General features: G+C 67.4%; 24 protein-coding genes. 5 read left to right on the forward strand and 19 right to left on the reverse strand.

Annotated features, from left to right (window positions below):
* Window positions 1-10: 10 nt before the first annotated feature.
* Both BLV92_RS25190 and BLV92_RS25195 read right to left on the reverse strand, forming a co-directional pair.
* Window positions 11-367 (reverse strand): STAS domain-containing protein, encoded by a 357-nt coding sequence (locus BLV92_RS25190; RefSeq protein ID WP_090550365.1) that lies wholly within the window; start codon window positions 365-367, stop codon window positions 11-13.
* A gap of 9 nt (window positions 368-376) precedes the next feature.
* Window positions 377-1243 (reverse strand): STAS domain-containing protein, encoded by an 867-nt coding sequence (locus BLV92_RS25195; protein WP_090550366.1) that lies wholly within the window; start codon window positions 1241-1243, stop codon window positions 377-379.
* Between the two features lie 9 nt (window positions 1244-1252).
* Here BLV92_RS25195 and BLV92_RS31795 point away from each other — a divergent pair, with 9 nt between their 5' ends.
* On the forward strand, window positions 1253-1687 hold the full coding sequence (locus BLV92_RS31795) for a hypothetical protein (protein ID WP_143040728.1): 435 nt from the start codon (window positions 1253-1255) through the stop codon (window positions 1685-1687).
* Window positions 1688-1957: 270 nt separating this feature from the next.
* Here the strand turns inward: BLV92_RS31795 and BLV92_RS25200 are convergent, their stop codons facing one another.
* A complete protein-coding gene (locus tag BLV92_RS25200; RefSeq protein ID WP_167627142.1) occupies window positions 1958-2614 on the reverse strand; it encodes a LysR family substrate-binding domain-containing protein in 657 nt (218 codons plus the stop codon).
* Between the two features lie 71 nt (window positions 2615-2685).
* On the opposite strand from BLV92_RS25200, the gene BLV92_RS25205 reads away from it, so the two are divergent.
* Together BLV92_RS25205 and BLV92_RS25210 are read left to right on the forward strand one after the other, a co-directional pair.
* Window positions 2686-3159 (forward strand): enolase C-terminal domain-like protein, encoded by a 474-nt coding sequence (locus BLV92_RS25205; protein WP_256216300.1) that lies wholly within the window; start codon window positions 2686-2688, stop codon window positions 3157-3159.
* A gap of 69 nt (window positions 3160-3228) precedes the next feature.
* Window positions 3229-3525, forward strand: a complete 297-nt coding sequence (locus BLV92_RS25210; RefSeq protein WP_090550375.1) for a YciI family protein — start codon at window positions 3229-3231, stop codon at window positions 3523-3525.
* Window positions 3526-3660: 135 nt separating this feature from the next.
* Here BLV92_RS25210 and BLV92_RS25215 read toward each other — a convergent pair whose 3' ends face one another.
* From BLV92_RS25215 to BLV92_RS25225, 3 genes are all read right to left on the reverse strand, one after another.
* Complete coding sequence (locus BLV92_RS25215; protein WP_134170601.1) at window positions 3661-3939, reverse strand: hypothetical protein; 279 nt, start codon at window positions 3937-3939, stop codon at window positions 3661-3663.
* A gap of 440 nt (window positions 3940-4379) precedes the next feature.
* Window positions 4380-4763: a cupin domain-containing protein gene (locus BLV92_RS25220; RefSeq protein ID WP_090550380.1), complete on the reverse strand. Its 384-nt coding sequence runs from the start codon at window positions 4761-4763 to the stop codon at window positions 4380-4382.
* A gap of 3 nt (window positions 4764-4766) precedes the next feature.
* Window positions 4767-5081: a hypothetical protein gene (locus BLV92_RS25225; protein WP_244283917.1), complete on the reverse strand. Its 315-nt coding sequence runs from the start codon at window positions 5079-5081 to the stop codon at window positions 4767-4769.
* Window positions 5082-5157: 76 nt separating this feature from the next.
* On the opposite strand from BLV92_RS25225, the gene BLV92_RS25230 reads away from it, so the two are divergent.
* The gene (locus tag BLV92_RS25230; protein WP_090550382.1) at window positions 5158-6015 is read left to right on the forward strand and encodes a LysR family transcriptional regulator; all 858 of its coding nucleotides are present in this window, start codon (window positions 5158-5160) and stop codon (window positions 6013-6015) included.
* A 126-nt stretch (window positions 6016-6141) separates the two neighbouring features.
* On the opposite strand, the gene BLV92_RS25235 is transcribed toward BLV92_RS25230, so the two are convergent.
* From BLV92_RS25235 to BLV92_RS25265, 7 genes are all read right to left on the reverse strand, one after another.
* Window positions 6142-6966 carry a polysaccharide deacetylase family protein gene (locus BLV92_RS25235; protein ID WP_090550385.1) on the reverse strand — a complete coding sequence of 275 codons (825 nt, stop codon included), beginning with the start codon at window positions 6964-6966 and terminating at the stop codon, window positions 6142-6144.
* A 556-nt stretch (window positions 6967-7522) separates the two neighbouring features.
* Window positions 7523-8752, reverse strand: coding sequence for an NRAMP family divalent metal transporter (locus BLV92_RS25240; RefSeq protein ID WP_243844077.1), 1230 nt, complete (start codon window positions 8750-8752; stop codon window positions 7523-7525).
* 124 nt (window positions 8753-8876) lie between these two features.
* Window positions 8877-9767 carry a helix-turn-helix domain-containing protein gene (locus BLV92_RS25245; protein ID WP_090550390.1) on the reverse strand — a complete coding sequence of 297 codons (891 nt, stop codon included), beginning with the start codon at window positions 9765-9767 and terminating at the stop codon, window positions 8877-8879.
* A gap of 221 nt (window positions 9768-9988) precedes the next feature.
* Window positions 9989-10630 carry a response regulator gene (locus BLV92_RS25250; protein ID WP_090550393.1) on the reverse strand — a complete coding sequence of 214 codons (642 nt, stop codon included), beginning with the start codon at window positions 10628-10630 and terminating at the stop codon, window positions 9989-9991.
* Window positions 10620-12104, reverse strand: coding sequence for a hybrid sensor histidine kinase/response regulator (locus tag BLV92_RS25255; protein WP_090550395.1), 1485 nt, complete (start codon window positions 12102-12104; stop codon window positions 10620-10622). The genes BLV92_RS25250 and BLV92_RS25255 overlap by 11 nt, the downstream gene beginning before the upstream one ends.
* Before the next feature lie 34 nt (window positions 12105-12138).
* Window positions 12139-12552 carry a response regulator gene (locus BLV92_RS25260; protein WP_090550398.1) on the reverse strand — a complete coding sequence of 138 codons (414 nt, stop codon included), beginning with the start codon at window positions 12550-12552 and terminating at the stop codon, window positions 12139-12141.
* Window positions 12549-14057, reverse strand: a complete 1509-nt coding sequence (locus BLV92_RS25265; RefSeq protein ID WP_090550400.1) for a sensor histidine kinase — start codon at window positions 14055-14057, stop codon at window positions 12549-12551. The genes BLV92_RS25260 and BLV92_RS25265 overlap by 4 nt, the downstream gene beginning before the upstream one ends.
* A 462-nt stretch (window positions 14058-14519) precedes the next feature.
* Here BLV92_RS25265 and BLV92_RS25270 point away from each other — a divergent pair, with 462 nt between their 5' ends.
* Window positions 14520-15686, forward strand: coding sequence for a porin (locus BLV92_RS25270; RefSeq protein WP_090550403.1), 1167 nt, complete (start codon window positions 14520-14522; stop codon window positions 15684-15686).
* Window positions 15687-15750: 64 nt separating this feature from the next.
* Here the strand turns inward: BLV92_RS25270 and BLV92_RS25275 are convergent, their stop codons facing one another.
* From BLV92_RS25275 to BLV92_RS25300, 6 genes are all read right to left on the reverse strand, one after another.
* A complete protein-coding gene (locus BLV92_RS25275; protein WP_090550405.1) occupies window positions 15751-17310 on the reverse strand; it encodes a methyl-accepting chemotaxis protein in 1560 nt (519 codons plus the stop codon).
* 122 nt (window positions 17311-17432) lie between these two features.
* Window positions 17433-18185, reverse strand: a complete 753-nt coding sequence (locus tag BLV92_RS25280; protein WP_090551443.1) for a maleate cis-trans isomerase family protein — start codon at window positions 18183-18185, stop codon at window positions 17433-17435.
* 34 nt (window positions 18186-18219) lie between these two features.
* Window positions 18220-19542: an MFS transporter gene (locus BLV92_RS25285; protein ID WP_090550407.1), complete on the reverse strand. Its 1323-nt coding sequence runs from the start codon at window positions 19540-19542 to the stop codon at window positions 18220-18222.
* Between the two features lie 336 nt (window positions 19543-19878).
* Entirely contained in the window at window positions 19879-20763 is an 885-nt protein-coding gene (locus BLV92_RS25290) for a LysR substrate-binding domain-containing protein (RefSeq protein ID WP_090550408.1), read from the reverse strand.
* A gap of 109 nt (window positions 20764-20872) precedes the next feature.
* Complete coding sequence (locus BLV92_RS32225) at window positions 20873-21046, reverse strand: NUDIX hydrolase (RefSeq protein ID WP_167627143.1); 174 nt, start codon at window positions 21044-21046, stop codon at window positions 20873-20875.
* Between the two features lie 187 nt (window positions 21047-21233).
* Window positions 21234-22133 carry a LysR family transcriptional regulator gene (locus tag BLV92_RS25300; RefSeq protein WP_090550412.1) on the reverse strand — a complete coding sequence of 300 codons (900 nt, stop codon included), beginning with the start codon at window positions 22131-22133 and terminating at the stop codon, window positions 21234-21236.
* Window positions 22134-23168 lie beyond the last annotated feature (1035 nt).

The raw sequence follows: 23168 nt of genomic DNA on the forward strand, positions 1-23168 counted from the left end.
GCCATGCACGCTAGCGCAGGCGCTGCTGAAGCAGCGCCATGCCCCGTTCGACGTCGAGCGCCGTCCGCACGCCGCTCAGCGTGAGGCCCAGTTCGACCAGCGTGATCGCGACCGCCGGCTGCATGCCCACCACGACCGTCTGCGCGTCGAGCACCGTCGCCATCGCGGCCGTGTTGCTGATCATCCGGCCGATGAACGAGTCCACCACGTCGAGCGCGGAAATGTCGATCAGCACGCCTTTCGCGGACTCCTTCGCGATCCGCGCGGTCAGGTCGTCCTGCAGCGCGAGCGCGAGCCGGTCGTGCATGTCCACCTGGATCGCGACGATCAGGAATTCGCCGAGGCGGAGGATCGGAATGCGTTCCATCGGCCGGTCCTAACCCGCCGCGACCGGCGTCGCGATCGACGAGCCGGTGCGCTGCAACGCCACCACGAACGCGTCCGCGAGCGTCGCCTTGGTCGTCACGTTGGTCAGGTCGACGCCGAGATGGACGATGGTCTGCGCGATCTGCGGACGGATGCCGCTGATGATGCAGTCGGCCCCCATCAGCCGCGCGGCCGCGACGGTCTTCAGCAGGTGCTGCGCGACGAGCGTGTCGACGGTCGGCACGCCGGTGATGTCGATGATCGCGAGGCCCGCGCCGGTTTCGACGATCTTCTGCAACAGGCTTTCCATCACGATCTGCGTGCGCGAGGAGTCGAGCGTGCCGATCAGCGGCAGCGCGAGGATGCCGTGCCACAACTGCACGACCGGCGTCGACAGTTCGAGCAGTTCCTCCTGCTGGCGCTTGATGATCGCCTCGCGGTTGTGCTGGAACACCTCGGTCGTGTGCAGCCCGAGTTCGTCGAGCAGCAGGTCCACGTCCCAGCTCAATTGCGCGAGCCGCGCCGGGTCGTCGGCGAACGCCGCGCGCAGGCGGCTGTACAGCGGCTGCTTCAGCGAGAACACGAACATCGCGGTCTCGGCCGGCGTGAAGCCCTGGCGGGCGCGCTGCGCGGACAGCTCCGCGAGGAACGCGCGCGCCGGCTCCCACTCCGGGCGGCTCGCGTCGAGCGTCGACGCGCGTTGCAGGCCGTCGAGGAACACGTTCAGGAAGCCGGAGAACTGCTCGCGGATCTCGGCTTCGGTCACGAGTCCGCGGCGCAGCGCGGTCGGCAGATGCAGCGCCATCCATTCGGTCAGGAGCGCGTCCCGTTGCTGGCCGAGCACGTCGACCAGATTCGCGCCGTTGGGTGAATTCATGGGATCTCCGTGGTTTTCCTCGTGAAAGGCGATGCCGTGGCGCTCGCGGATTTCGCCGGCGTGCGTGCAATAGTTACAGGCACGCGTGGTAGGCGATGCCGACGCGGCTCGTTCGGGCAGCCGCGCAAAGGCCGCGCCGTCGTCGCGACGCAGGCTGGTACAGCCATTGCTATACCGACGCACCAGAACAACGACAGACCGACGACCATGACGCTCGACGCTACCCCGGCCCACGCGGCTCCCTCGGTTCAATCAGTTCAATCGGCTCCCGAAATCGCCGCTGTTGCCCTCTCCGAATCGCCCGACGACGACGGCGGCGAACCTGCCGCCGACGACCCGGTTTCGTCGCCGTTTTCGCGGCTGTCGTTCTGCATCGCCTGGCTCTTCGGACTCGAAGCGTTCCTTCGGGAGCCGTCGGAGCGGGACGGCTGGCAGGCTCGATGACTCGCGCGCGAATCCGCGACAACGGGTGAGCGGGGACAGCACGGCGTGTGCCTGAGCTTGTCTCGCGTTGCGTTGGTTTTGAAGGGCGGGCCGGAGCGCCGCCGGCATTGCGCATGCCGGGAGATCGGCTGCGCGTGGGGCGTGTGGTATGCCGCCTGATCTGATGACGAAGCGGGATGTCCGCTAACGGTGCGTTCGGTGCCTTTGGCGCGTTGACGTTGCCGTTGTTACGATCCGCTCGCCGTTGCGTGCCAGGCGCAGGCCGCTAACTCAAGCTGCCGCGAACCGTTCGCACAGCGCGAGGAACCGCTCGGTCGCCGGCGCGTTGCCCGACGCGCGATGCGCGATCGCGATGTCCGACGTGAACGGGCAGTCGTCGAGCCGCGCGAACGCGACGCCCGGCAGCGTCAGCCGGCCGACCGGCTCCGGCACTAGCGCGACGCCGCGTCCGGCGGCGACAAGGCTCACGATCGTCGAGAACTGATGCGAGCGGCTGACGATCGTCGGCTCGAAGCCCGCCGCGCGGCATACGCGCAACGCGGTGTCGTAAAAGCCGTAGCCTTCGCGCAGATGTGTCGCGAGGAACGGTTCGCCGGCCAGTTCGGCCGCCTGCACGACCGGCTTCGCGAGCCGGTGATCGTCGCGCACGCAGACGATCACGGCTTCCTTCCTGAGCGTCGTCGCCGCGAGCCCGGCCGGCAGCGTGCCGACCGGCAGCCGGATCAACGCCGCATCGACGCGGCCTTCCTGCAGATAACCCATCTGGAACTCCAGGTCCGCTTCGGTCAGCCCGACCGACACGTCCGGCGCCTCGCGCTCGAACGCGCCGAGCAGTTGCGGCAGCACGCCGGAATACGCGCTCGAACTCACGTAGCTGATCTCCAGCCGGCCCGCTTCGCCGCGCTGCGCGCGCGCGGCGACCAGCACCGCGCGCTCGACCTGCTCGATCGCCTTGCGCGCTTCGACCAGAAACTCGACGCCGACCGGCCGAGCAGCCGCTGCCGCGCGACGATATCGACGGAATGCGGCGGCTGACCGAACGCTTCACGGTGCCGGTGATGGCGGACGAGGCGATCGACACGGTCGGGAGCGCGCTCGCGTTCGCGCGCGTCCGCGCGGCCGACGCCTTCTCGATCAAGGTGACGAAACACGGCGGCATGCTGCCGACGCGCAAGGTCGCGACGATCGCGGAGGCGGCCGGCATTTCGATGTTCGGCGGCACGATGCTGGAAAGCGGGATCGGCACCGCGGCCTATGCCCAGCTTTTTTCGACGGTGCGCGGCCTCGACTGGGGTTGCCAGTTGTTCGGGCCGCTGCTGTTCGGCGACACGCTGACGACGACGCAGCCCGAGTATCGCGACTTCCATCTGCTCGTGCCGCAGGGACCGGGTTTCGGAATCGAAATCGACACTGACAAGCTCGCGTTCTACCGCCGCGACGGTGGACGCTATCGCGCCGCAGCCACACATTGACAGCAACCATTTTGGATGGGATCGGAGTCAGCGCTGAAGCGCCAACTCCGATCGACAGGAGAACAGGCGATGCCGTATGTGATCGAAACTTGGGACAAGCCGGGCAGCCAGGCGGTGCGCGCGGGCGCGCGGCCGGCGCACCTCGAATATCTGGCCGAACACGGCGCGCGTCTGCTCGCGTGCGGCGCGAAGCTCGACGACGACGGCAGGGATCTGGGCGGCGGGCTCTACGTGCTCGATACCGAGGATCGGCGCGACGCGGAAGCGTTCATCGCGGCGGACCCATTCACGCAGGCCGATCTGTTCGAGCGCGTGCAGATCACGCGATGGCGGAAGGCTTATCTGGACGGTGCGTGTTTTCTGTGAGCGTCGGCGTGTGACGCTGCGCAGTCGATGCCGGCGCTGCGGCTTGTTTGACCGTGAATTCCGGCATGCCGCGCGCGCCGCGTTTCTGCAAATACGTTAGGTATCCGGATATTGACCGGCAAGTTAAAGGGGCGTTTACCGGCGGACGGCCGGTTCGGCCTGTGCGATTTCGTCGGTCAGCGGGCGGCGGCTCATCGCGGTTGCGATCGACGTCGCGGTCGCGGCGGCGACCAGCAGGCCGAACGCGGCCACCACGTTGTACATCTGCGCTTCGCCGGGCGCGGTCGCATGCGCGAGTTGCGGCACGGCGATCAGCGCGGCCGTGGTCGCCGCGCCGGGCAGCAGACGTTGAAGGCCGCGAGCCATGCGGCGGATGCGCGGGGCGACAGTCGAGGTGTGGTCAGACGGGTTCATCGTGGATCTCCTCATCGAGGGCTGCGGGTGAAGCCGGTATCGGGTCGATGTGCCGCCGGTGGCGGAACGGGCGCACGCGTTCGTCGCGTGTGCGGCGCGTCGCAGAATAGCCGGCCGATGCGCCAATGAGGTTGAGTCTAGGGCCACACTATCGTGTGCATTTGACTTTGGTCAATGCGGTGCCACTGGAGCATTTCGTCGCGTGACGAGCGGCGTCGCGATGCGCATTTTGGGGATTTCCATATCCCGTAATTGGGTGGCGAGGAGGGCAGGCGGGAAGAGCGGATGATTCATCGCGCTCATGCAGCGAAGAAACTGCGCGGTTTTTCGATGAACGGAAATGTAGCGATGTCGACAGGCACCTGCATGGCAGGTGACTGAAACAAAAAAGCCGCAAGCGGACTTCCGCTTGCGGCCTGCATCGGCAGCCGGCGACTGCGTCAGCCGAGTTGTTGCGCAATCGTTTTCGTGTACGGCGATTCGACGTCGCCGGTGTGCCGCGTCGTCGCCGGCTCGATCAGCACGATCCAGCACTCGTGTTCCGCGAGCGGGTTGTGCAGCGTGTTGCGCGGCACGACATGCATCGTCCCTTCCGGCAGCTCCACCACGCGGCCGTTCTCGTACTGCATCCGCAGATGTCCGCGGATCACGTAGAACAGTTCGTCTTCGTGGTCGTGCTTGTGCCACACGAGCTGCCCTTTCACCTTCGCGACCTTCACGTACTGGTCGTTGACCTGCGCGACCACCTTCGGGGACCAGTGTTCGTCGATCGCGTCGAAGGCGGTCAACACGTCGAACGATTCGGCAAATGCGGGGGATATCACGTTTTATCTCCAGATGGGGACGATGGACGCGGCGAGCAGCACCGCCATCGTGGTATTGAACAGGCGCCAGTGCAACGGCGTGCGCAGCCGCCGCGCGAGCACCGCGCCGGCCATGCACCAGAACGGCAGCGACGCGCACGCGGCAAGGCCGAACGCGCCGCCCGCGATCAGCGGCATCGAGCGGACGAAGCCGAACCGCGCGCCGGACGCGGCGGCGAGCGTCGTCGCGCCGCCGGGCGTGGCGGTGGCGACGACCACGAACAGCACGAGCAGCGCGACCGGATTCGAATGCCTGTCTTCCTCTCGAAGAGCCCGCACTTTAATGCTCGACACGTCATTAGAAAATCGATAAAAATTGATGCCTTCCATTACGGTTCATGATGCACTCGTCCCGATGAGCAGGAATCTCGATATCGGTTTGGTCCGCGCATTCGTCGCGGTGGCCGAAAGCGGCAGCATGACGGCCGCGGCCAACGCGCTGTACGTGACGCAGGGCGCGGTCAGCCAGCAGATCAAGCGGCTGGAGGCGTCGTTCGGATGCAGCCTGTTCACGCGGGACGCGCGGCGGATCGAACTGTCGCCGGTCGGCGAGCGGTTTCTCGGCCAGGCGCGGCAACTGCTGCGGCTCAACGACGAGATCCTCGCGGAGATGAACGAGCGCCCGCTGCACGGGCCGCTGCGGATCGGCGTGCCTTACGACCTGATGGGGCCGTACTTCGCGACGATCATCAAGGCGTTCTCGGACACGCATCCGCACGTCGAGATTTCGCTGGTCTGCGGCACGTCGCCGGAACTGGCCGACGCGATCCACGGCGGCACGCTCGATCTCGCGGTGGTCGAGGAGCCGGCTGGCGTGTCGGCCGACGCGTGCCTGCGCGTGGAGCCGCTGGTGTGGGTCGGCGCGCGCGGCGGCGGCGCGCATCGGAAGCGGCCGCTGCCGCTGTCGATGGTCGCGGAGTCGTGCGCGTTCCGCCCGGTCGTGCTCGCGGCGCTCGACGAACGCGGCATCCGCTGGCGCACCGTGTTCGAGAGCGGCGGCATCGAGGCGACGACGGCGACCGTGCGCAGCGGCCTCGCGATCACCGCGTGGCTTGCTTCGACGGTGCCGGCCGACCTCGACATCCTCGGCGACGACGCGGACCTGCCGCCGCTGCCGCAGTTCGCGATCCGGCTGCTGCTGCCGGCGGTCGGCCAGCCGGTCGCGCAGGAGTTCGCGCGGCACGTGCGGGCCGGGCTGCTGCGCGGCGCGTGATGTGTACGTGACGGATGCGCGTTTCGGCACCCGCCCGCATGAACTTCGCGGCATGCCCTGCATTGCAGATCGCCCGCTTGATCCCGACCTGCACGCGGGTTTGATCGTGTTCAACCTCGCGTTCGATCAAGCCGCATCCGTCGTTTCTCCGAGCAGCCGGCCGAGCATCGCGGGCGTGCAGCGATCGACCATCGGAAAGCGGGGCAGCGCGAACGTTTGCGCTTCCGGCGTGACGCGGCGCGCGTCGAGGGTGAAACCCGCCACGTAACCGGACTGCTTCGCGAACCCGATCAGTTCTTCGTCGCACAACCCCGGCGCCCATGCGAGCAGGTCGGCGTCGCCGCCGAGGCGCTGGCGGATCTGTTCGCGTCCGTCACCGAACTGCGCGAGCACGAACGCGCGAAACGTGTCCGGCGCGCGCAGCCGTTCCATCGCGGCGAGGTCCGGATACCACCACATGTACGGCTGCACGTCGAACAGCGTCGTCTGCCGCAGCGTGCGCAGATCGTCCCAGCCGAGCATCTGCGGCATCCCGGCGACCGCCGGCGGATGCACGAACAGCGTAACCGGCAGCCGTTCATGCAGCACGACCGGCGCGAGCAGGTCGCGCACCGACGGATGCCCGTCGTCCACCGTAAGCGCGACGGTCTTGGGCGGGATCGGCGCGTGGCCGTCGTGCCGCCACGCGACCACGTCGCGCAATGGCACGACCGCGAAGCCGTTATCGCGCAGCCACGCGACATGGGTTCTGAACGTGGCGATGCGGACCGTCATTTCGTCGTCGGACGCGGTGCCGAAGCGGTGATAACCGAGGATCGCGACGCGCGGCAGCGTGGCGGCGGCGGACGGGCGCGTCGCGTCGCGGTCCGGCTGCAACGGCGGCGGCGCGGCGCCGGTGCGATGCCCGTTGGCGCCGGGGGCGCCAGGGTGCGACAGGGAAGCGGCGGACATAGTGGGGTTCTCCACGCAGACATCACGGCGGCAGTTTTTGTACACAGGGACGATGGGACGATCGTCCGCCGCGGACCTTTTAGGTCAGCGACGGCGACGTTCCGCGCGCGGCGAGTGCGGGCGTCGAGCCGTGTGCCGGGAAGGTCGGGCCGCGCGCGCCGCGTGCTGACGGTTATTCGACTCGGACGGACCGGGTATGCGATTGACATGTATCAACGGCAAAGCCCGCGCGGGCCGCGGCTGCGGCGATTGTCCTGATTTGTCGTGATCGGGAGCGGGGTAGCCGAGGCGACGCCCATGCGGCGCGGCGAAAGTCCGGGCATAGCCCGGTTGCCGCGCGAACGGAGCGGATCGACCGGATGGACTTCGAAGGTCAACGGCGGCGAAGAAAATTGCGGAAGAAAAAGACAATCGCGGTGTGACGGGCCGCATTCGAACGACGCGGCGCGGACTCATGTAGCCGCTTACACGGCCGATGGCGAATCGGCCGCGACGGCAAAACAGGCAGTTACGCCAGCCGCAGCGACCGACCACCCGCCATCGCCGCCCACGGCGTTCACAACAAGCTGACCACCATCGCCACGGTAATCACGAGCATCACTGCGGTCGCGAGCCACCCGACCGCCCGCAGCCAGCCGCGCACCGCGAACGCGCCCATGATGTCCGCGCGCGACGCGGCGCGCATGATGACGATCATCACCGGCACCGCGACGACGCCGTTCAGCACCGCGCTCCAGAACAGCGCGCTGATCGGCTGGATCGACGTGAAGTTGATGACCATGCCGACGATCGTCGCAATCGCGATCGTCGCGTAAAACGCCTTCGCTTCCTGCACGCGCCGCGTGAAGCCGACCGGCCAGTCGCGCGCCTCGCCGATCGCATACGCGGCCGAGCCCGCGAGCACCGGCACCGACAGCAGCCCCGTGCCGACGATGCCGGCGGCGAACACCACCGACGCGAACGCGCCGGCGATCGGCCGCAGCGCGTCGGCGGCCTGCGCGGACGTGCTGATATCGGTGACGCCGTTCGCATGCAGCGTCGCGGCGGCGGTCGCGACGATCGCGAGCGCGACGAGGTTCGACAGACCCATCCCGGCGAGCGTGTCGATCTCGATCCGCTGCAACGCGGCCGGCCCTTGCGAAGGCGCATCGATCAGGCTGCGCCGGCGCGGATGCGCGCGCATGTCCTCGACTTCCTGCTCGGACTGCCAGAAGAACAGATACGGGCTGATCGTCGTGCCGAACACCGCGACGATGCAGGTCAGCATCGACGTGCTCACGTGCAGTTGCGGCACGAGCAGATGGAACGTCAGGCGTCCCCAGTCGACGTGCGCCACGCCGAGCACCGCGAAGTACGCGAACAGCGACAGCGAGAACCACTTGAGCACGGACACGTAGCGCGTGTATTGCAGCAGCAGTTGCATGCCGACGCACAGCGCCACGAAGAACAGCAGATACAGCCACTTCGGGCCGGGCACGACGAGCGCGGCCGCGTCGGCCATCGCGCCGAGGTCCGCGCCGAGATTGATCACGTTCGCGGCGAGCAGCAGCACGACGATCCATTGCAGCAGCCAGCCCGGATAATGCTGCCGCAGCACGCCGGCGATCCCGTGGCCGGTGGTGCGGCCGATGCGGGCGCCGATCATCTGCACCGCGACCATCAGCGGGTAGCTGAACAGCAGCGTCCACGACAGCGCGTAACCGAAGCTCGCGCCCGCCTGGCTGTAGGTGGCGATGCCGCTCGGGTCGTCGTCGGACGCGCCGGCGATCAGGCCGGGGCCGAGAATCCCGAAGAGGCGCGGTTTGGAAGGGCCGACGACCGGGTCGCCGGCTTCGGCGTCCTCCGCGTCGGCTGCCGCGTCCGCCGCCGCAGCAGCGGCGGCAGTGTCGGACGCGCCGCGAACCGCGGGCTCAGACACGTTCGAGGTTGTCGAGGTCGACGATGCGGGCCTTCTTGCCGCTGATCTGGATCAGGCCGCGCTTTTGCAGACGCGTGAGCATCCGGCTCACGGTTTCGAGCTTCAGCCCGAGATAACAGCCGATTTCGTCGCGGGTCATGCGAAGCTGGAACTCGGTCGCCGAATAACCGCGCTCGCGGTAGCGTTGCGACAGGTTCAGCAGGAAGGCCGCGACGCGTTCCTCCGCGTTCATGCTGCCCATCAGCATCAGATGCGCGGACTCGCGGACGATCTCGCGGCTCATCAGCCAGTTCATGTGGCGTTGCAGGTCGCGGTCCGTGTAGCTCATCGATTCGAGCGCGCGGAACGGGATCGCGCAGACGACGCTGTCTTCGAGCGCGATCGCGTCGAGCGTGTGCACGCCGGTCGTCAGCCCTTCCATGCCGATGAACTCGCCGGAAATCTGGAAGCCGGTGATCTGCTCGCGGCCGTCGCGGTGCAGCGCGATGGTCTTCGACGAACCGGCGCGCAGCACGTACAGATTCTCGAACCCGTCGCCCGCGCGGTAGATCGCTTCGCCGCGCTCGACCTTGCGGCTGTTGCCGAACACGCCGACGAGGCCGGCCGGCTGCGTGTCGCGCAGCGACGGCGGCATGCACAGGTCGCGCGAGCTGCAGCGTTCGCAGCCGATCTGCGGCGCGGCGTTGCGCGCGCTGCTGGTGCCGCCGGCGTGTTCCATGCGTTCGGCCGCGTCGGCGCGCGACAGCAGGATGACCGGGCGCACGGCCTCGGCGCGCGAGCGCGGCAGAGGCAGAGGCGGTTCGGACGACAGCGCGTGGACCGGCAGGCCGGCGAACGCGGAACGATGGGCGGTAGCGGACGGGTAGCGAGCGACATCGGGCATGGCGGATCTCCGGCAGATGGAAAGTGGCGGTATCCGGGTCGGGCGCTGCCTCCGTGGAGGTCGGCGTCGGCCAACCGGACCGTCTGTTGTTGGAGAGGATTGTCCGCGACACGCCGACGCGGCCGCTATCGGCAAACCGATACAGATTCGTGTAGGGGTTCACCTACAGCGGCGGCGTAGGGGAGAAAGGGAACGGGAAAAGGAAGGGGCGGCGGCCCGGCTTACGCGAGCAGGCCGTTCTCGACGGCGTAACGCGCCAGTTCCGCGTTGCTGCTCAAGCCGAGTTTTTCGAGGATGCGGGTGCGATAGGTGGTGACGGTTTTGGGGCTGAGGTGCAGCGTCTCGCCGATGCCGATCAGGCTTTCGCCCTTCGCGAGCAGCTTCAGCACTTCGAGTTCGCGGTTCGACAGCGCCTCGTGCGACGCGGCGGCGCGTCCGCCGAGCATCACCGCGAACTTCTCCGCGAGCGACGGGCTCACGTACTTCGCGCCGGACGCGGCCTTGCGCACCGCGTCGATCAGCGTCGCGGTCGGGCTGTCCTTGGTCAGGTAGCCGGACGCGCCGAGCTTCAGCGCGCGCACCGCGTAGATCTCCTCCGAATAGGTGCTGAGGATCAGCACCGCGAGTTCCGGATGCGCGGCGCGCAGCGACTTCAGCAGGTCGAGCCCGTTCTTGCCGGGCAGCGCGATGTCCACCAGCGCGACGTCGAAACGCTGCGCGTTCGCGATCTGCAACGCGTCGAACGCGGTCCCCGCCTCGCCGTCCACGCGGATGTCGCTCGCCGCGCTCAGCATCAGCCGCACGCCGTTGCGCGCGACCGTGTGATCGTCGACGAGCAGCACCTTGATTTGTTCAGCTTCCACCTGATTCTCTTTCCAGAGGCAAATGCAACACGACGGTCGTGCCGACGCCCGGCTGGCCGGTGATCGACAGTTCGCCGCCGAAATGACGCGCGCGCTCGCGCATCCCGAGTATTCCCCACGACTGCCGCTTGGAATCGTCCTTCAGCTCGATGCCCTTGCCGTCGTCGCGCACCTCGACGACGAGCCCGCGCGCGTCGCGGCCCGCGTGGATCGACACGTGCGACGCCTCCGCGTGCCGCAGCACGTTCGTCAGCGTCTCCTGGACGATGCGGAACAGCATCGTGCTGCGGTCCGGGTCGAGATGGAGCGCGCTCGCGTCGTCGTCGATCGCGCATTCGCAGACGAGGTCCGCGCGCATCTCGATCTGGTTCGCGTACCACGCGAGCGCCTCCCACACGCCCAGCTGGTCGAGCACGCTCGGCCGCAGGTCGGTGATTACGCGGCGCACCGCGCCGATCGCGTCGTCCGCGAGGCGGGCCGCGTCGATCAGCAGCGCGTCCGGCGGCTGGCCCGCGCGGGTCGCGCGCTCGATCGACACCGACACGTGCGCCTTGATCCCGGTGAGCAGGCTGCCGAGTTCGTCGTGGATCTCCTGCGCGATGCGCTTGCGCTCGTTCTCCTTGATCGTCTCCTGGTGCGCGGCGAGCGAGCGCAGCGCCTCGCGCGACTGCCGCAGCGCGTCCTCGTTCAGCTTGCTCTGCGTGATGTCGACAAGGATGCCCTGCACGAACAGGCGCCGGCCGTTTTCGTCGAGCACCGCCTGCGCCTCGTCGCGGAACCACAGCACGTCGCCGTTGCGCGCGACGAGCCGGTATTCGACCCGGGTCGGGCCGCCGCTCGCCGCTCGCGCCGCGATCGCGGCGCGCACCCGCTCGCGGTCGTCCGGATGCACGCGCGCGTCGTGCAGCCCGTCGCCCGCGAGCCATTCGTCCGCGGAGAAACCGAGCGTCGCGATCTGCGGGCTCACGTATTGCAGCCGCCCCGGCTCGTCCGCCGACGCGACATAGGTGATCGCCTGGATCTGCTCGACAAGCGTGCGGAACTTCGCCTCCGCCTGATGCTTCGCGTCGAGCACCTGCTGCGCGTGCAGCATCCGCTGGATCGCGGCCGGCAACTGGCTCAGGTAAAGCTGGTCCGAGTCCTTGCCGAGATAGTCGCGCGCGCCGCGCCGCATCAGTTCGGCGGCGACGGCCGCGCTGTCGCCGCCCGTCAGCACCATCACTGGCACCGCGATCTCGCCGGCGTCGTTGGCGAGCGCCGCGAGGAATTCGAGGCCGGTCTGGTCGGGCAGGTGATAGTCGAGCAGCACGCAGTCGGGCTTGTGCTCCGCGACGAGCCGCAGCCCTTCGCCGCCGGTCTCGGCCTCGATCAGCACGAAGTCGTAGGTGTCGTCGGCGGCGAGCGCGCGGCGGCACGCGATCCGGTCGACCAGATCGTCGTCCACCAGCAATGCGCGAATCTGCGGCTTCGTCATCGTGTCGTCCGCGGCGTCCGGGCGAGGCGGCCGCTCACGGCATTTCGCTGATCGACCAGTACAGGTCGATCGACCGCATCACCTCGACGAACTGCTGGTAGTCCACCGGCTTCGCCATGTAGCCGGCGACGCTGAAGTTGAAGCTGTTCACCTTGTCCTGCTGCTCCTCGGACGTCGTCAGCACGATCACCGGGAAGCGGCGCAACTGCTCGTCGCTCTTCGCTTCCTGAAGGAACTCGATGCCGTTCATCACCGGCATGTTCAGGTCGAGCAGGATGATGCACGGTTTCTCGTTGGCCGGATCGCGCAGCCATGCCAGCGCGCGTTCGCCGTTTTCCTGCGGGACGACCGGGTTCGACACGTGAATTTCCTTCAACGCGCGGCGGATCGTCATCACATCGACCTCGTCGTCCTCGACCACGAGAATCGGCTGGTTCGGCGCTTTCATGCGTGGGCCTCCTGACCGGATTGCATGCCGTGTGAAACGGGAAAGGTGAAGTAAAAGGTGCTGCCGGCGCCGGGCGTCGATTCCACCCACACTTCGCCGCCGTACATCTCGACGATCTTGCGCACGAGCGTCAGGCCGACGCCGGTGCTTTCGACGCGGTCGCGCGGCACGAGCGTCTGGAACAGCTGGAAAATGCGGTCGAAGTGGCGCGGCTCGATGCCGATGCCGTTGTCCGCGACCGAGAACGTCCAGCGGTTGCCGTCGCGCGCGCAGTCGATCCGGACTTCGCCGGCCGGCTTGTCGATGTATTTTATGGCATTGGAAATCAGGTTCTGGAACACCTGCTGGATCCGCGTGCGTTCGCCGACGAGCGTCGGCAGCGGATGTGCGACCGTCACGCTGACGTGCGGCGGCGGCGCGAGCAGGTCGATCACCTCGCGCAGCAGCACGTTCAGATCGACCTTCACGGTCGCCTCCTTGATGCGGCCGACGCGCGAGTATTGCAGGATGCCGTCGATCAGCGCGCTCATCCGGTGCACCCGGCTGATCAGCAGGCGCATGTGCTCGCGGCCTTCGTCGTCGAACTTGTCCGCGTAGTCGGTGGACAGCCAGTTCGCGAGCGAGCCGATGCCGCGCAGCGGCGCCTTCAGATCGTGCGATACGACGTAGGCGAAGTTCGTCAGTTCCTCGTTCGCCGCGCTGATCTCCTGCATCAGCCGCTGGCGCTGTTCCTCCGCGCGGCGGCGCTCGGTGATGTCGCGCACGACGCCGGTGAACATGCGGCGCGCGCCGATCTGCATCTGCGCGACCGCGAGGTCCATCGGGAACGTCGAGCCGTCCTTGCGCAGCCCGACCACTTCGCGGCCGACGCCGATGATCCGCTTCTCGCCGGTCTCGCGATAGCGCGCGAGATAACCGTCGTGCTGCTCGCGGTACGGCTGCGGCATCAGCATCGACACGTTCTGGCCGGTCATCTCGGCGGCGCTGTAGCCGAACAGCTGCTCGGCGCGCGGGTTCACGCGCTCGATCGTGCCCCTCTCGTCGATCGTGATGATCGCGTCGACGGCCGTGTCGACGATGGCGCGCATCCGCGCCTCGCTTTCGAGTACCGCTTCCTCGGCGCGCTTGCGCGGCGTGATGTCGTGGATCGTCGCCATCACGAGGCTCAGGCCGCGGTCGGTGCGCAGCGGCGACAGGCTGACCTCGACCGGGAATTCGTCGCCGTTGCGGCGGCATGCGTACAGTTCCATGCCGATGCCCATCGGCCGCGAATGCGGGTCCGCGAAAAAGCGGTCGCGCATGCCGACGTGCGCCGCGCGGATGCGCTCGGGCATCAGGATTTCGAGCGGCTGGCCGATCAGCTCGGCCGGCGTGTAGCCGAACAGCCGCTCGACCGGCGGGTTCGCGAGCACGATCCGGCCGTCGCCGTTCACGATGAGCATCGCCTCGGCGGCCGAGGTCAGCAGCCAGTCGAGCGTCTGGCCTTCGAGAAGGTGCTCTTTCATGATGCGGCGGCGAAGGGGTGGGAAAGAGCCGCCATTATCGGTTAAACGGGGCGTATTGGATATAAGGGGCGGGTGGCCGGCCTGGGCGCGGGCGGCCGATCGGCGTTCGCGCGTCGCGCTGTTCATCGGGACGCCGGCAAGCAGAACGCAAGGTGGATCGTCAGCCGGCAACGGTCATCGCACCGGATTTGCGCTGTCCGTCATCGTGCCACCGCGATGCGCATCGCATCGCAGCGCGTTTCGTCTGCACTCTGAACGGTCCGCGACTGCATCGCGACAGTGCGCATCGCGCGGCGAAGGTGCAATGCATCGCGGCGCACGGTGTGTCGTCGCCGGTACGACGAAGGTCCGCACCCCGCGTCCTGCATTTGCGGGTCGCAACCTGGAATCACTGTTGCTAGACTCCCGCGTCCCTCGACGACGCCGTCGTCCCATCGTCATGCAACGAAGGAGCTTACTGGCATGAAAAGAACCTTGCTGGCCGCCGCGCTGACCGGCGCATTCGCCGTCACCGCGCACGCACAGAGCAGCGTCACGCTGTACGGCCTGATCGACACGAGCCTCGTCTATGCGAACAACGAAGGCGGCCATCGCAACTGGCTGCAATCGAGCAGTTCGACGCAGAACACCGTGTTCGGCCTGCGCGGCACCGAGGACCTCGGCGGCGGGCTGCACGCGGTGTTCAAGCTGGAGCAGGGCTTCAACCTGAACAACGGCACGGAGGCGTTCCCCGGCGACGGCTTCGGCTCGCAGGCGTGGGTCGGCTTGCAGCACGACCGCTACGGCACGCTGACGTTCGGCCGCCAGTTCGACGTGTTCAACGACATGGTCGGGCCGCTGACGTCGGGCTTCAACACATGGGGCGGCAGCATCGCCGCGCATCCGTTCGAGAACGACAACCTCGCGGCCGATTCGGTGGTGCCGAACAACGTGGTCAAGTATGCGAGCCCGACGCTGTACGGCGTCACGTTCGAGGCGATGTACGCGTTCAGCAACAAGGCCGGCGGCTTCGCGGACAACCGCTCGTACGGCTTCGGCGCGTCGTATTCGCAGGGGCCGTTCAACGTCGCGGCCGGTTATCTGCAGTTCAACAACGCGGGCGGCGGCGTCGCGGCGACGAATCCGAACGGCGCGGTATCGGCCGGCGACGGCAGCGCGAACTTCGTTGCCGAGCGGCAGCGCATCTGGGGCGCGGGCGGCAGCTACACGTTCGGCCCGGCGACGGTCGGCGTCGTGTGGAGCCACACGCAGATCGACAACATGTCGAGCGTGCTGTCGCTCGGCCTCGGCAGTGATCTGCCGCTCGGCGGCACGCTGCGGCTCGACAACTACGAGGCGAACGCGCGTTATACGATCACGCCCGCGTGGAGCGTGTCGGCGGCCTATACGTTCACGGACGGCGCGTACGACGACGGCACGACCGGCTCGTCGCCGAAGTGGCACACGGCGATGCTGCAGACGGACTACATGCTGAGCAAGCGCACGGACCTGTATCTGGAAGGCGTGTATCAGCACGTGCACGGCGGGCCGGCCGGCTCGGTGTTGAGCGACGCGATGATCAACACGCTGTCGCCGTCGTCGACCGGCACCCAGGTCGCGGTGATCGCCGGCTTGCGGCATCAGTTCTGAGCGTCGTCGTGGCTGAACGCGGACGGCGGCGTCGCGCCGCCGTCCGCGCGTCACGGTTCACGACTTACGCGAGCTGCGTGCTCGCGGCCGGCACCACGAACACGTCGACGTTGTGCCGCAGATGCCGCGTCTGGTCGTCGAGAGACTGCGCGGCCGCCGCGACTTCCTCGACGAGCGCCGCGTTCTGCTGCGTGACTTCGTCGATCTGCGCCATCGCGCGGCTGATCTCGCCGATGCTGTCCGACTGCTCGCCGGACGCGCGCGAGATGTCCGCGATCAGCGTCGCGGTCCGGCGCACGTCGTCGAAGATCGCGGCGGTATGCGTCTGCGCGGTTTCGACATGGGTCGAACCGCTCTTCACGATCTGCACCGACGCCTCGATCAACTGCTTCACCTCGCGCGCCGCGTTCGACGAGCGTTGCGCGAGCGCGCGCACCTCGCCTGCGACCACCGCGAAGCCGCTGCCGTGCTCGCCCGCGCGGGCGGCCTCGACCGCCGCGTTTAGCGCGAGGATGTTGGTCTGGAACGCGATGCCGTCGATGATCGACACGATGTCGGCCATCCGCTCCGAGCGCGACTGGATGTCGGCCATCGTCGACGTCACGTGCGCGATGGTCTCGCGGCCCTGGCCGGCGGAGCGCATCGCGGCCTCCACGAGGCGATGCGCTTCGTGCGCGCTGTCCGCCGTGGAGCGCACGAGGTCCGCGAACTGCGCCATGCCGGCCGAGGTCTGTTCGAGCGACGCCGCCTGCTCCTCGGTCCGCGACGACAGATCCGCGTTGCCGGCCGCGATCTGCTGCGCGGCCGACGCGATCGTTTCGGTGCCGCCGCGCACCGACGCGACCGTCTCGATCAGGCTTTCGCGCATCGTTTCGAGCGCGCGCAGCAGTTGCCCCATCTCGTCGCGCGACTGCACCGCGATCCGCTGCGTCAGGTCGCCGGCCGCGATCCGGCCGAACTGGCCGATGGCGGTGTCGAGCGGCAGCGCGATCGCGCGGCGGATGCGGACGAAGCTCCACAGCGCCCACAGCAGGCCGAGCACGAGCGCGGCCGCCGTCACCGCGCGAAACAGATGGAACGTGCGCTGCGAATCGCCGTAGTCGGACTCCGAACTGCCGAGCCGGTACTGGTTCAGCGCATCGCACGCCTGCTGGAACGCGATATAGGTGCGAAAACCCGCGTCGGACAGCGCGGCGACCTGGTCCCGCTGGTTGTCGCGCACCGCGTCGCCGAGCGCGCGGTACACCAGCTGCACGTCCGCGAGCCGCGCGGCGACCGTGTCCGCAATCGTTTGCTCGCGCGGCGTCTTCGGCAGCCGGCTATAACGTGCCCACGATTCGTTGGCGAGCTGGTTCACATGGGCGGCGAGGTCGAGCAGGCCGCCGACCTTCCGCGGGTCGTCGGCCATCAACGCGCGGTCGAGCGTCACGCGCTGGCGCAGCGTGTAGATCTGCGTGTCGTCGATCGCGAGCGCGCCCGGCAGGCGCTCGGTGTGGCTGACGCGGCTCACGTCGTCGCTGGCGTTCATGCCGGCGATGCCCATGCCGCCGACGACGGCGAGCAGCAGCGACAGCAGCGTCATCGCGATGCCGAGACGGGTCTTGATGGAGAGATTCGCAAACACGGGGATAGTCGGGAGATCGGGAAGTCGGGAAAGGAGACGCGCACGGAACGGGCGCTGCAAACGACAATGCGCCGCGCGCCGCGCACAGGCGGCGACGCGGCGCGAAGGCCGGGGCGGGGCGCTTAGTACTGGCCGGACAGCAGGCGGCCGGCGTTCGGCACCTGCGCCTTCAGGCCGAGCGTCTTCAGGATCCGGTACACGGTCGCGACGGACGCGGACAGCACCGGCTTGCCGAGGCGGTCCTCGACGGCCTGGATCGCCGGCAGCGACGGCATCTGCACGCACGCGGACAGCACGACCGCGTCGGCGTTGCCGATGTCGAGGCGGTCCGCGTGGCCGATCAGGTTCAGCGGATCGAGGCGGCCGACCGCGAGGTTGTCCGACACTTCCAGGCTGATCGAGTCGGTGACCTCGATGTCCTCGCTCTGGATGTAGTCGATCACCTGCTGCGTGAGCGGCTTCATGTACGGCGTGACGATCGCGACCTTGCGAAAGCCCATCGCGTGGATGCCTTCGACCAGCGCGCCGGCCGAGCTGACGACCGGCGTCGGCGCGTGATTCGCGGCAACGACGCCCGCGAGGCGCGTTTCCGACTGGCGGTGATAACCGGCGCCCTGGCACATGATCGCGACGAGGCACGCGTAAGCGAGCACGTCGCAGCGCGCATCGCTCAGTTCGAGCGCGCAGCGGTCGCTGTCGACGTCCATCTTCTTCAGTTCTTCCGGCGTCACGTGCATCATCCGCATCCGCGCCGAGTGGAACGTGAACCGCTCGTCGGGGAACAGTTCGTAGCGGGCGGTCAGCATGGCCGGGATTTCGGTCTCCATCGTCGTGTTCGAACTCGGCACGATTTGACCGATGCGATAGCTCTTCATCATCGAATCCAGTATTGAAATGAGGGGGGGAGGGTCAGTTGCCGCTCGTCAGCTCGACGCCTTGCGTCTCGCGCAGCGTGAACACGAGCAGCGCCGCGCACAGATACGCAATCGACGCGACGCAGTAGGTTTTCGTGAAGCCGATCAGCGGGATCAGCACCGGCACCAGCTTGATGCCGCCGATCGCGCCGACCCGGCCGAAGTTGAAGCAGAAGCCGGCCGCGGTCGAGCGCACGCTGGTCGGAAACAGTTCCGCGTACCACGCGCCGAAGCCGCTGAAATAGCCGGTGAAGAAGCCGAGCAGCGCGGACAGCGAGCCGATCAGCGCGACGTTGCGGGTCGAGAAGTCGAACTTGCCGTCGGTCAGCGGGATCATCGTCGCGCCGTACGCGAACAGCGGCACCGCGATCGCGACGCCGACGAAGAAGCCCGCGAACGCGTGGCGGCGGCCGAAGCGCTCGGCGAGCGAGCCGTACGCGAGATAACCGAGCGTCGCGCCGATGCCGGTCCACACGAGGAACACCGGCGCCTGGTCGATGCGCACGTGCAGGATGCTTTGCAGGTACGTCGGCGTGAACGTCGTGATGATCCAGTAGCCGTACATGCCGAGGATCGAGATCGACAGCGCGAGCAGCGTCGTGCGCAGGAACGGCGGGCGGAAGATTTGCAGCAGGCCCGCGCGCTGCGCGTTCTGCCGGATGAACGCGCGGTTCGCGAGCCACACCGGCGACTCCTTCACGAACACGAGGATGAAGACCGCGATGCAGTACGCGGGGATCGACGACAGGATGAACAGGCGCCGCCACGAATCGGGGTTCGCCGCGTCGAGCAGCGTCCACGCGAAGATCGCCGCGAGCAGGCTGCCGCCGGACCAGCCGGTCTGCATCACCGCGATCGCCTTCGCGCGGCCGGACGCCGGCCAGAGTTCGCCGACCAGCGCGACCGCCGCCGACCACAGGCCGCCGACGCCGATGCCGACCGCGAAGCGATAGACGTTCAGTTCCGCGATGCTGCTCGCGAAGCCGCAGAGCAGCGTGCCGGTCGCGTAGATCAGCACGGACATCAGCAGCGTGCGCTTGCGGCCGATCCGGTCCGACACGTTGCCGAGAAAGAAGCCGCCGATGCCGGTCGCGAGCAGGAACCACGCGACCGTCGACACGACGTCGGACAGCGTCGCGTTGAACGTGTGCGCGACCGCGAGGATCACGAAGCCGAAGATCGTCGCGTCGAGCGCGTCGAACAGCCAGGCGCCCCACGAGCCGCCTAGCGTCACGTAACGCCGGGTGCGCGACGTGTGCGCCGCCGTTTCCGCGGGGCTGGCCGCGCGGGTCTCCACTGTTGTATCGATCGTATTCATCCGTTTTCCGGTTTTCCGTTATGACGCCCGCGACCGTGACGGCCGCCGTGGCCCGCACGCAGGCGGTAAGCCGAAGTGCGGAGCCGGTTCTGCGTGCGCGTCATGCACACGGCCGTGCATGGCCGTGCCTGCGCGCGCGGAGCCGGACCGCGCCCCGCCCGAAAATGGGTCGGCTGGAGCGGTATCGTACGAACGGGCGTTTCGGCTGTATATCGACGATTCGCGAGCGCGTCATCGCGAAATGCGATGGCGGGATCGGCGGGCGGAAGAGCGGGAGGGTTGTGCGGCGGCGGCGATCATGCGATGCCGTTCGGGACGGATCGGTGCTTCGGACGCTCAGCGGTGTGCGAGCAGATGCGAGAAGAACAGCCGCGCGACCGGCGACAGCGCGTCCGCGCGGCGCACGCAGATCGCGAGTTCGCGGGTCGCCCACGGCTCTGCGAGCGTCAGCGTGCGGGTGCCGGGCAGCCGGTAGATGTCCGCGTTGCCGGACGGCAGGATGCCGACGCCCGCGCCCAGCTGCACCATCCGGCACAACGCGTCGTACGACGACACCTCGACCGGCGCGCGCAGCGACTTGCCGGCCTGGCCGGCGGCGGTCAGCATCTGGAAGCGCAGGTGCGTGCCGGGGCGCAGCACCACGTGCTCGTGATCGAGCGTGTCGCCGAACGTGACCTCGTCGCGCGACGCGAGCGGATGGTCGAGCGGCACCAGCACCTTCAGCACGTCGGTGCGGAACGGCTGCACCTCGATGTCCGCGCTGTGCGGCAGCCGCGTGAAGATGCCGATCTCCGCGACGTTCTGCGCGACGCTTTCGGTGATCGCGAGGCTGTCGCGCTCCAGCAGCGACACGTGCACGTCCGGATGCTGCTCGATGAACGAGCGCACGAGCGGCGGCATGAAGGTGGACGCGGCCGAAATGTTCACGAGGATCCGCACGTGGCCGCGCCGGCCCGCCGAAAACCCCTTCATCTGCACTTCGATGTTGTTGAGGTCGTCGAGCACGCCGCGCGCGAGCACCGCGAGGTTCATGCCGGCCGCGGTCGGCGAGATGCCCTTGTTGGTGCGCACCAGCAACTGCGTGCCGAACGCGTCCTCCAGTTCGCTCAGCCGGCGGCTCACGGCCGCCGCCGCGATGTGCTCGCGCGCGGCCGCGCTCGCGATGGTCCCGTCCTCGACGACGCGCACGAACAGTTTCAGCGTTACGGGATCGAGCTTCATCGGCGGGGGACGGGTGGCGGTAACCTGATCGAAGGCGGGTTGAAGGTGGAACGTCGGCAGGATTATAACCAGCGTGCTCCGAAGCATCGTCCGGCGCGGCAGAGTCCGCTCAACGCGCGTCGAAACACAGGCGGGTCGGCTCGAACCGGTTCGGCGGCAGCGCGTCGCGCGCGAACCATGCCCAGCGTTCGCACCTGTCCGGCTCCGCGCGGACCGGCGTGCCGTGCGCAACGCCTTCGACGAACAGCGTCACGTGGTAAGGAAACGCTGCGATGCGAACCACCGCGTTATCGATTTCGTCACGTTGATGCCGGTCCGTCATGAACCAGATGACGTCGATGTCATCGCGAAACCAACGAAGGCTGGGGCGAATTCGCGTCGCCGGCCGACACCGTGAAGGGTTCGGTGCCGCTCGAAACCGTGCTGCGTGGCCGCGTCGAGCGCGCGGGCAGCGCATCAACCGTCGCCGCTCACATCGGCGGCGCGCTGAACGGCGGCATCGCCTCCGCCGCGCGCGACAGGAACAGCTTCAGCACGCCGGACCGGTTCGTGCGGCTGTAGCCGGCGACGAGGTCGATGCCGTCCGCGTCGCCGGCGAGCGGCCGGCTGACGACCGACGGCGGCAGCAGGTTGTTCGCGTACTCGGGCATCAGCGCGACGCCGCCCGTCGACGCGACGAGCGACATCGCCATCGCGAGATTGTCGACGCTGTGCGCAGGCTCGATGCGCACGCCGCAGCGGTCCAGATAACGGACGATCACGTCGTGCAGCACGCGCGCCTTGTTCGACGCCATCACGAACGTCTCGCGTTCGAGATCGGCCGGGTTCACCGCCGGATTCACGGTGAGCCGGTGGTCGCCCGGCATCAGCACCATCAGCTTTTCGTGGTCCACCACGCGATAGTCGAGGTCGTACCCTGGCTCCGCGCGCAGGAACGCGAGGTCGAGCTTGCCGCGCGCGAGCGCGTCCGCGAGGTCCGGCGAATAACCGCTCGACACGGTCACGTCGATGTTCGGCAACTCGTCGCGCAGCACCCTCATCACGCGCGGCAGCCACGTCATCTCCTCGCCGGTCAGGAAGCCGAGCGCGAACACCTGTTTTGCCGGCTCCGCGGCGCGCCGCGCCGCTTCGGTCGCCGCGTCGACCTGCGCGAGCGCGAGCCGCGCATGGTCGAGGAACGCGCGGCCGGCGGCGGTCAGTTCGACGCCGCGCGCGCTGCGCACGAACAGTTCTGCGCGCACCTCGTCTTCCAGGTCGCGGATCTGCCGGCTCAGCGACGGCTGCGACGTATGGAGCCGCTGTTCGGCCGCGACCGTGAGGCTGCCGGTCTCCGCGACCGCCACGAAGTACCGCAGGTGCCGCAATTCCATCGTCGCTCTCCGTTGTTGTCATGCTTTCGAGGCATGGCGGCCAGCCTACAAAGTCTTTTTCGTTTGCGCAAGCGGCCACCAGATTAGACGCCAACGCAGCAGCGAAGGGCGGGCAGGGCGGGTTCGGCCCGATGGGTTTCCCCATACTTTTTGTCTATCTCCGTATCTGGTACCTCAACCGCGAACGAGTCGATACGGAAACATGGCATCTCGACGGGCAGGACGGGCCACTCCCCTGCGACGGGAGCTGCCGAACGCACAACCGGCGCGGCAACCGTCGCCGCGCGTTGCTGCTGGATCTGCTGGTTCTGTTCGGCGTTCGTGCGAGCAACTGCCGCTACATCGGGGGGGGTGTGCTGCGAATGCGCGAGAGATACTAGGGCTGTGAGCGGCACGGCCGCCAGCCTCTTTCTGATTTTCATGGGTGAGCGTGTAGTCGTAAGAGGGAGCGACTGACAAGTCACTCCTATGTTTTCTAGTAAGCCGTTAAATTGAATCGCCTTCGTTTTCGATTGCGCGCAAATCCCTGACCTCCCAAAACAACGGTAAAGCGCACGAAAACAGTAAAATAAGATAAAAAGGGAACAACAAAGCTAAACCATCGGGGTTACCCGAAAAGACTGCGAGGTACACAGCCAACCCGATATAGATGGTTGACAACGCCACAGCGACGATTACGAATCTTCTCCATAGCTGTCCACCATTTAACTGCGGCTGTCCTGCGGCACTTCTATACCCCTTATACAACTCGAAAAGAAAGACAAAGAGGAACCCAATAGCCACGAACGCAATCTTGCCGGCGATAGCCTTCCAGTTGTTGCCCCGAAACAGGGATACCGTGACGAGAACAACAGCTATGTGGAAAAAAAGAGGGCTTCTCCTGGAAGCTCCCGAAATCGCACACCTGAACGCCTCGAGCATTAATTTTCGCCCTCATCCATCTTGTTACTTTTCCTGATCTGACGAAGCTCCCGTAGCATCGCATAGGTAACCAACACAAAAAGCGAGGCATACATCGGTATTCCGGCTAACGCA

The sequence above is a fragment of the Paraburkholderia caballeronis genome (genome assembly GCF_900104845.1).
Classification (GTDB): Bacteria; Pseudomonadota; Gammaproteobacteria; order Burkholderiales; family Burkholderiaceae; genus Paraburkholderia; species Paraburkholderia caballeronis.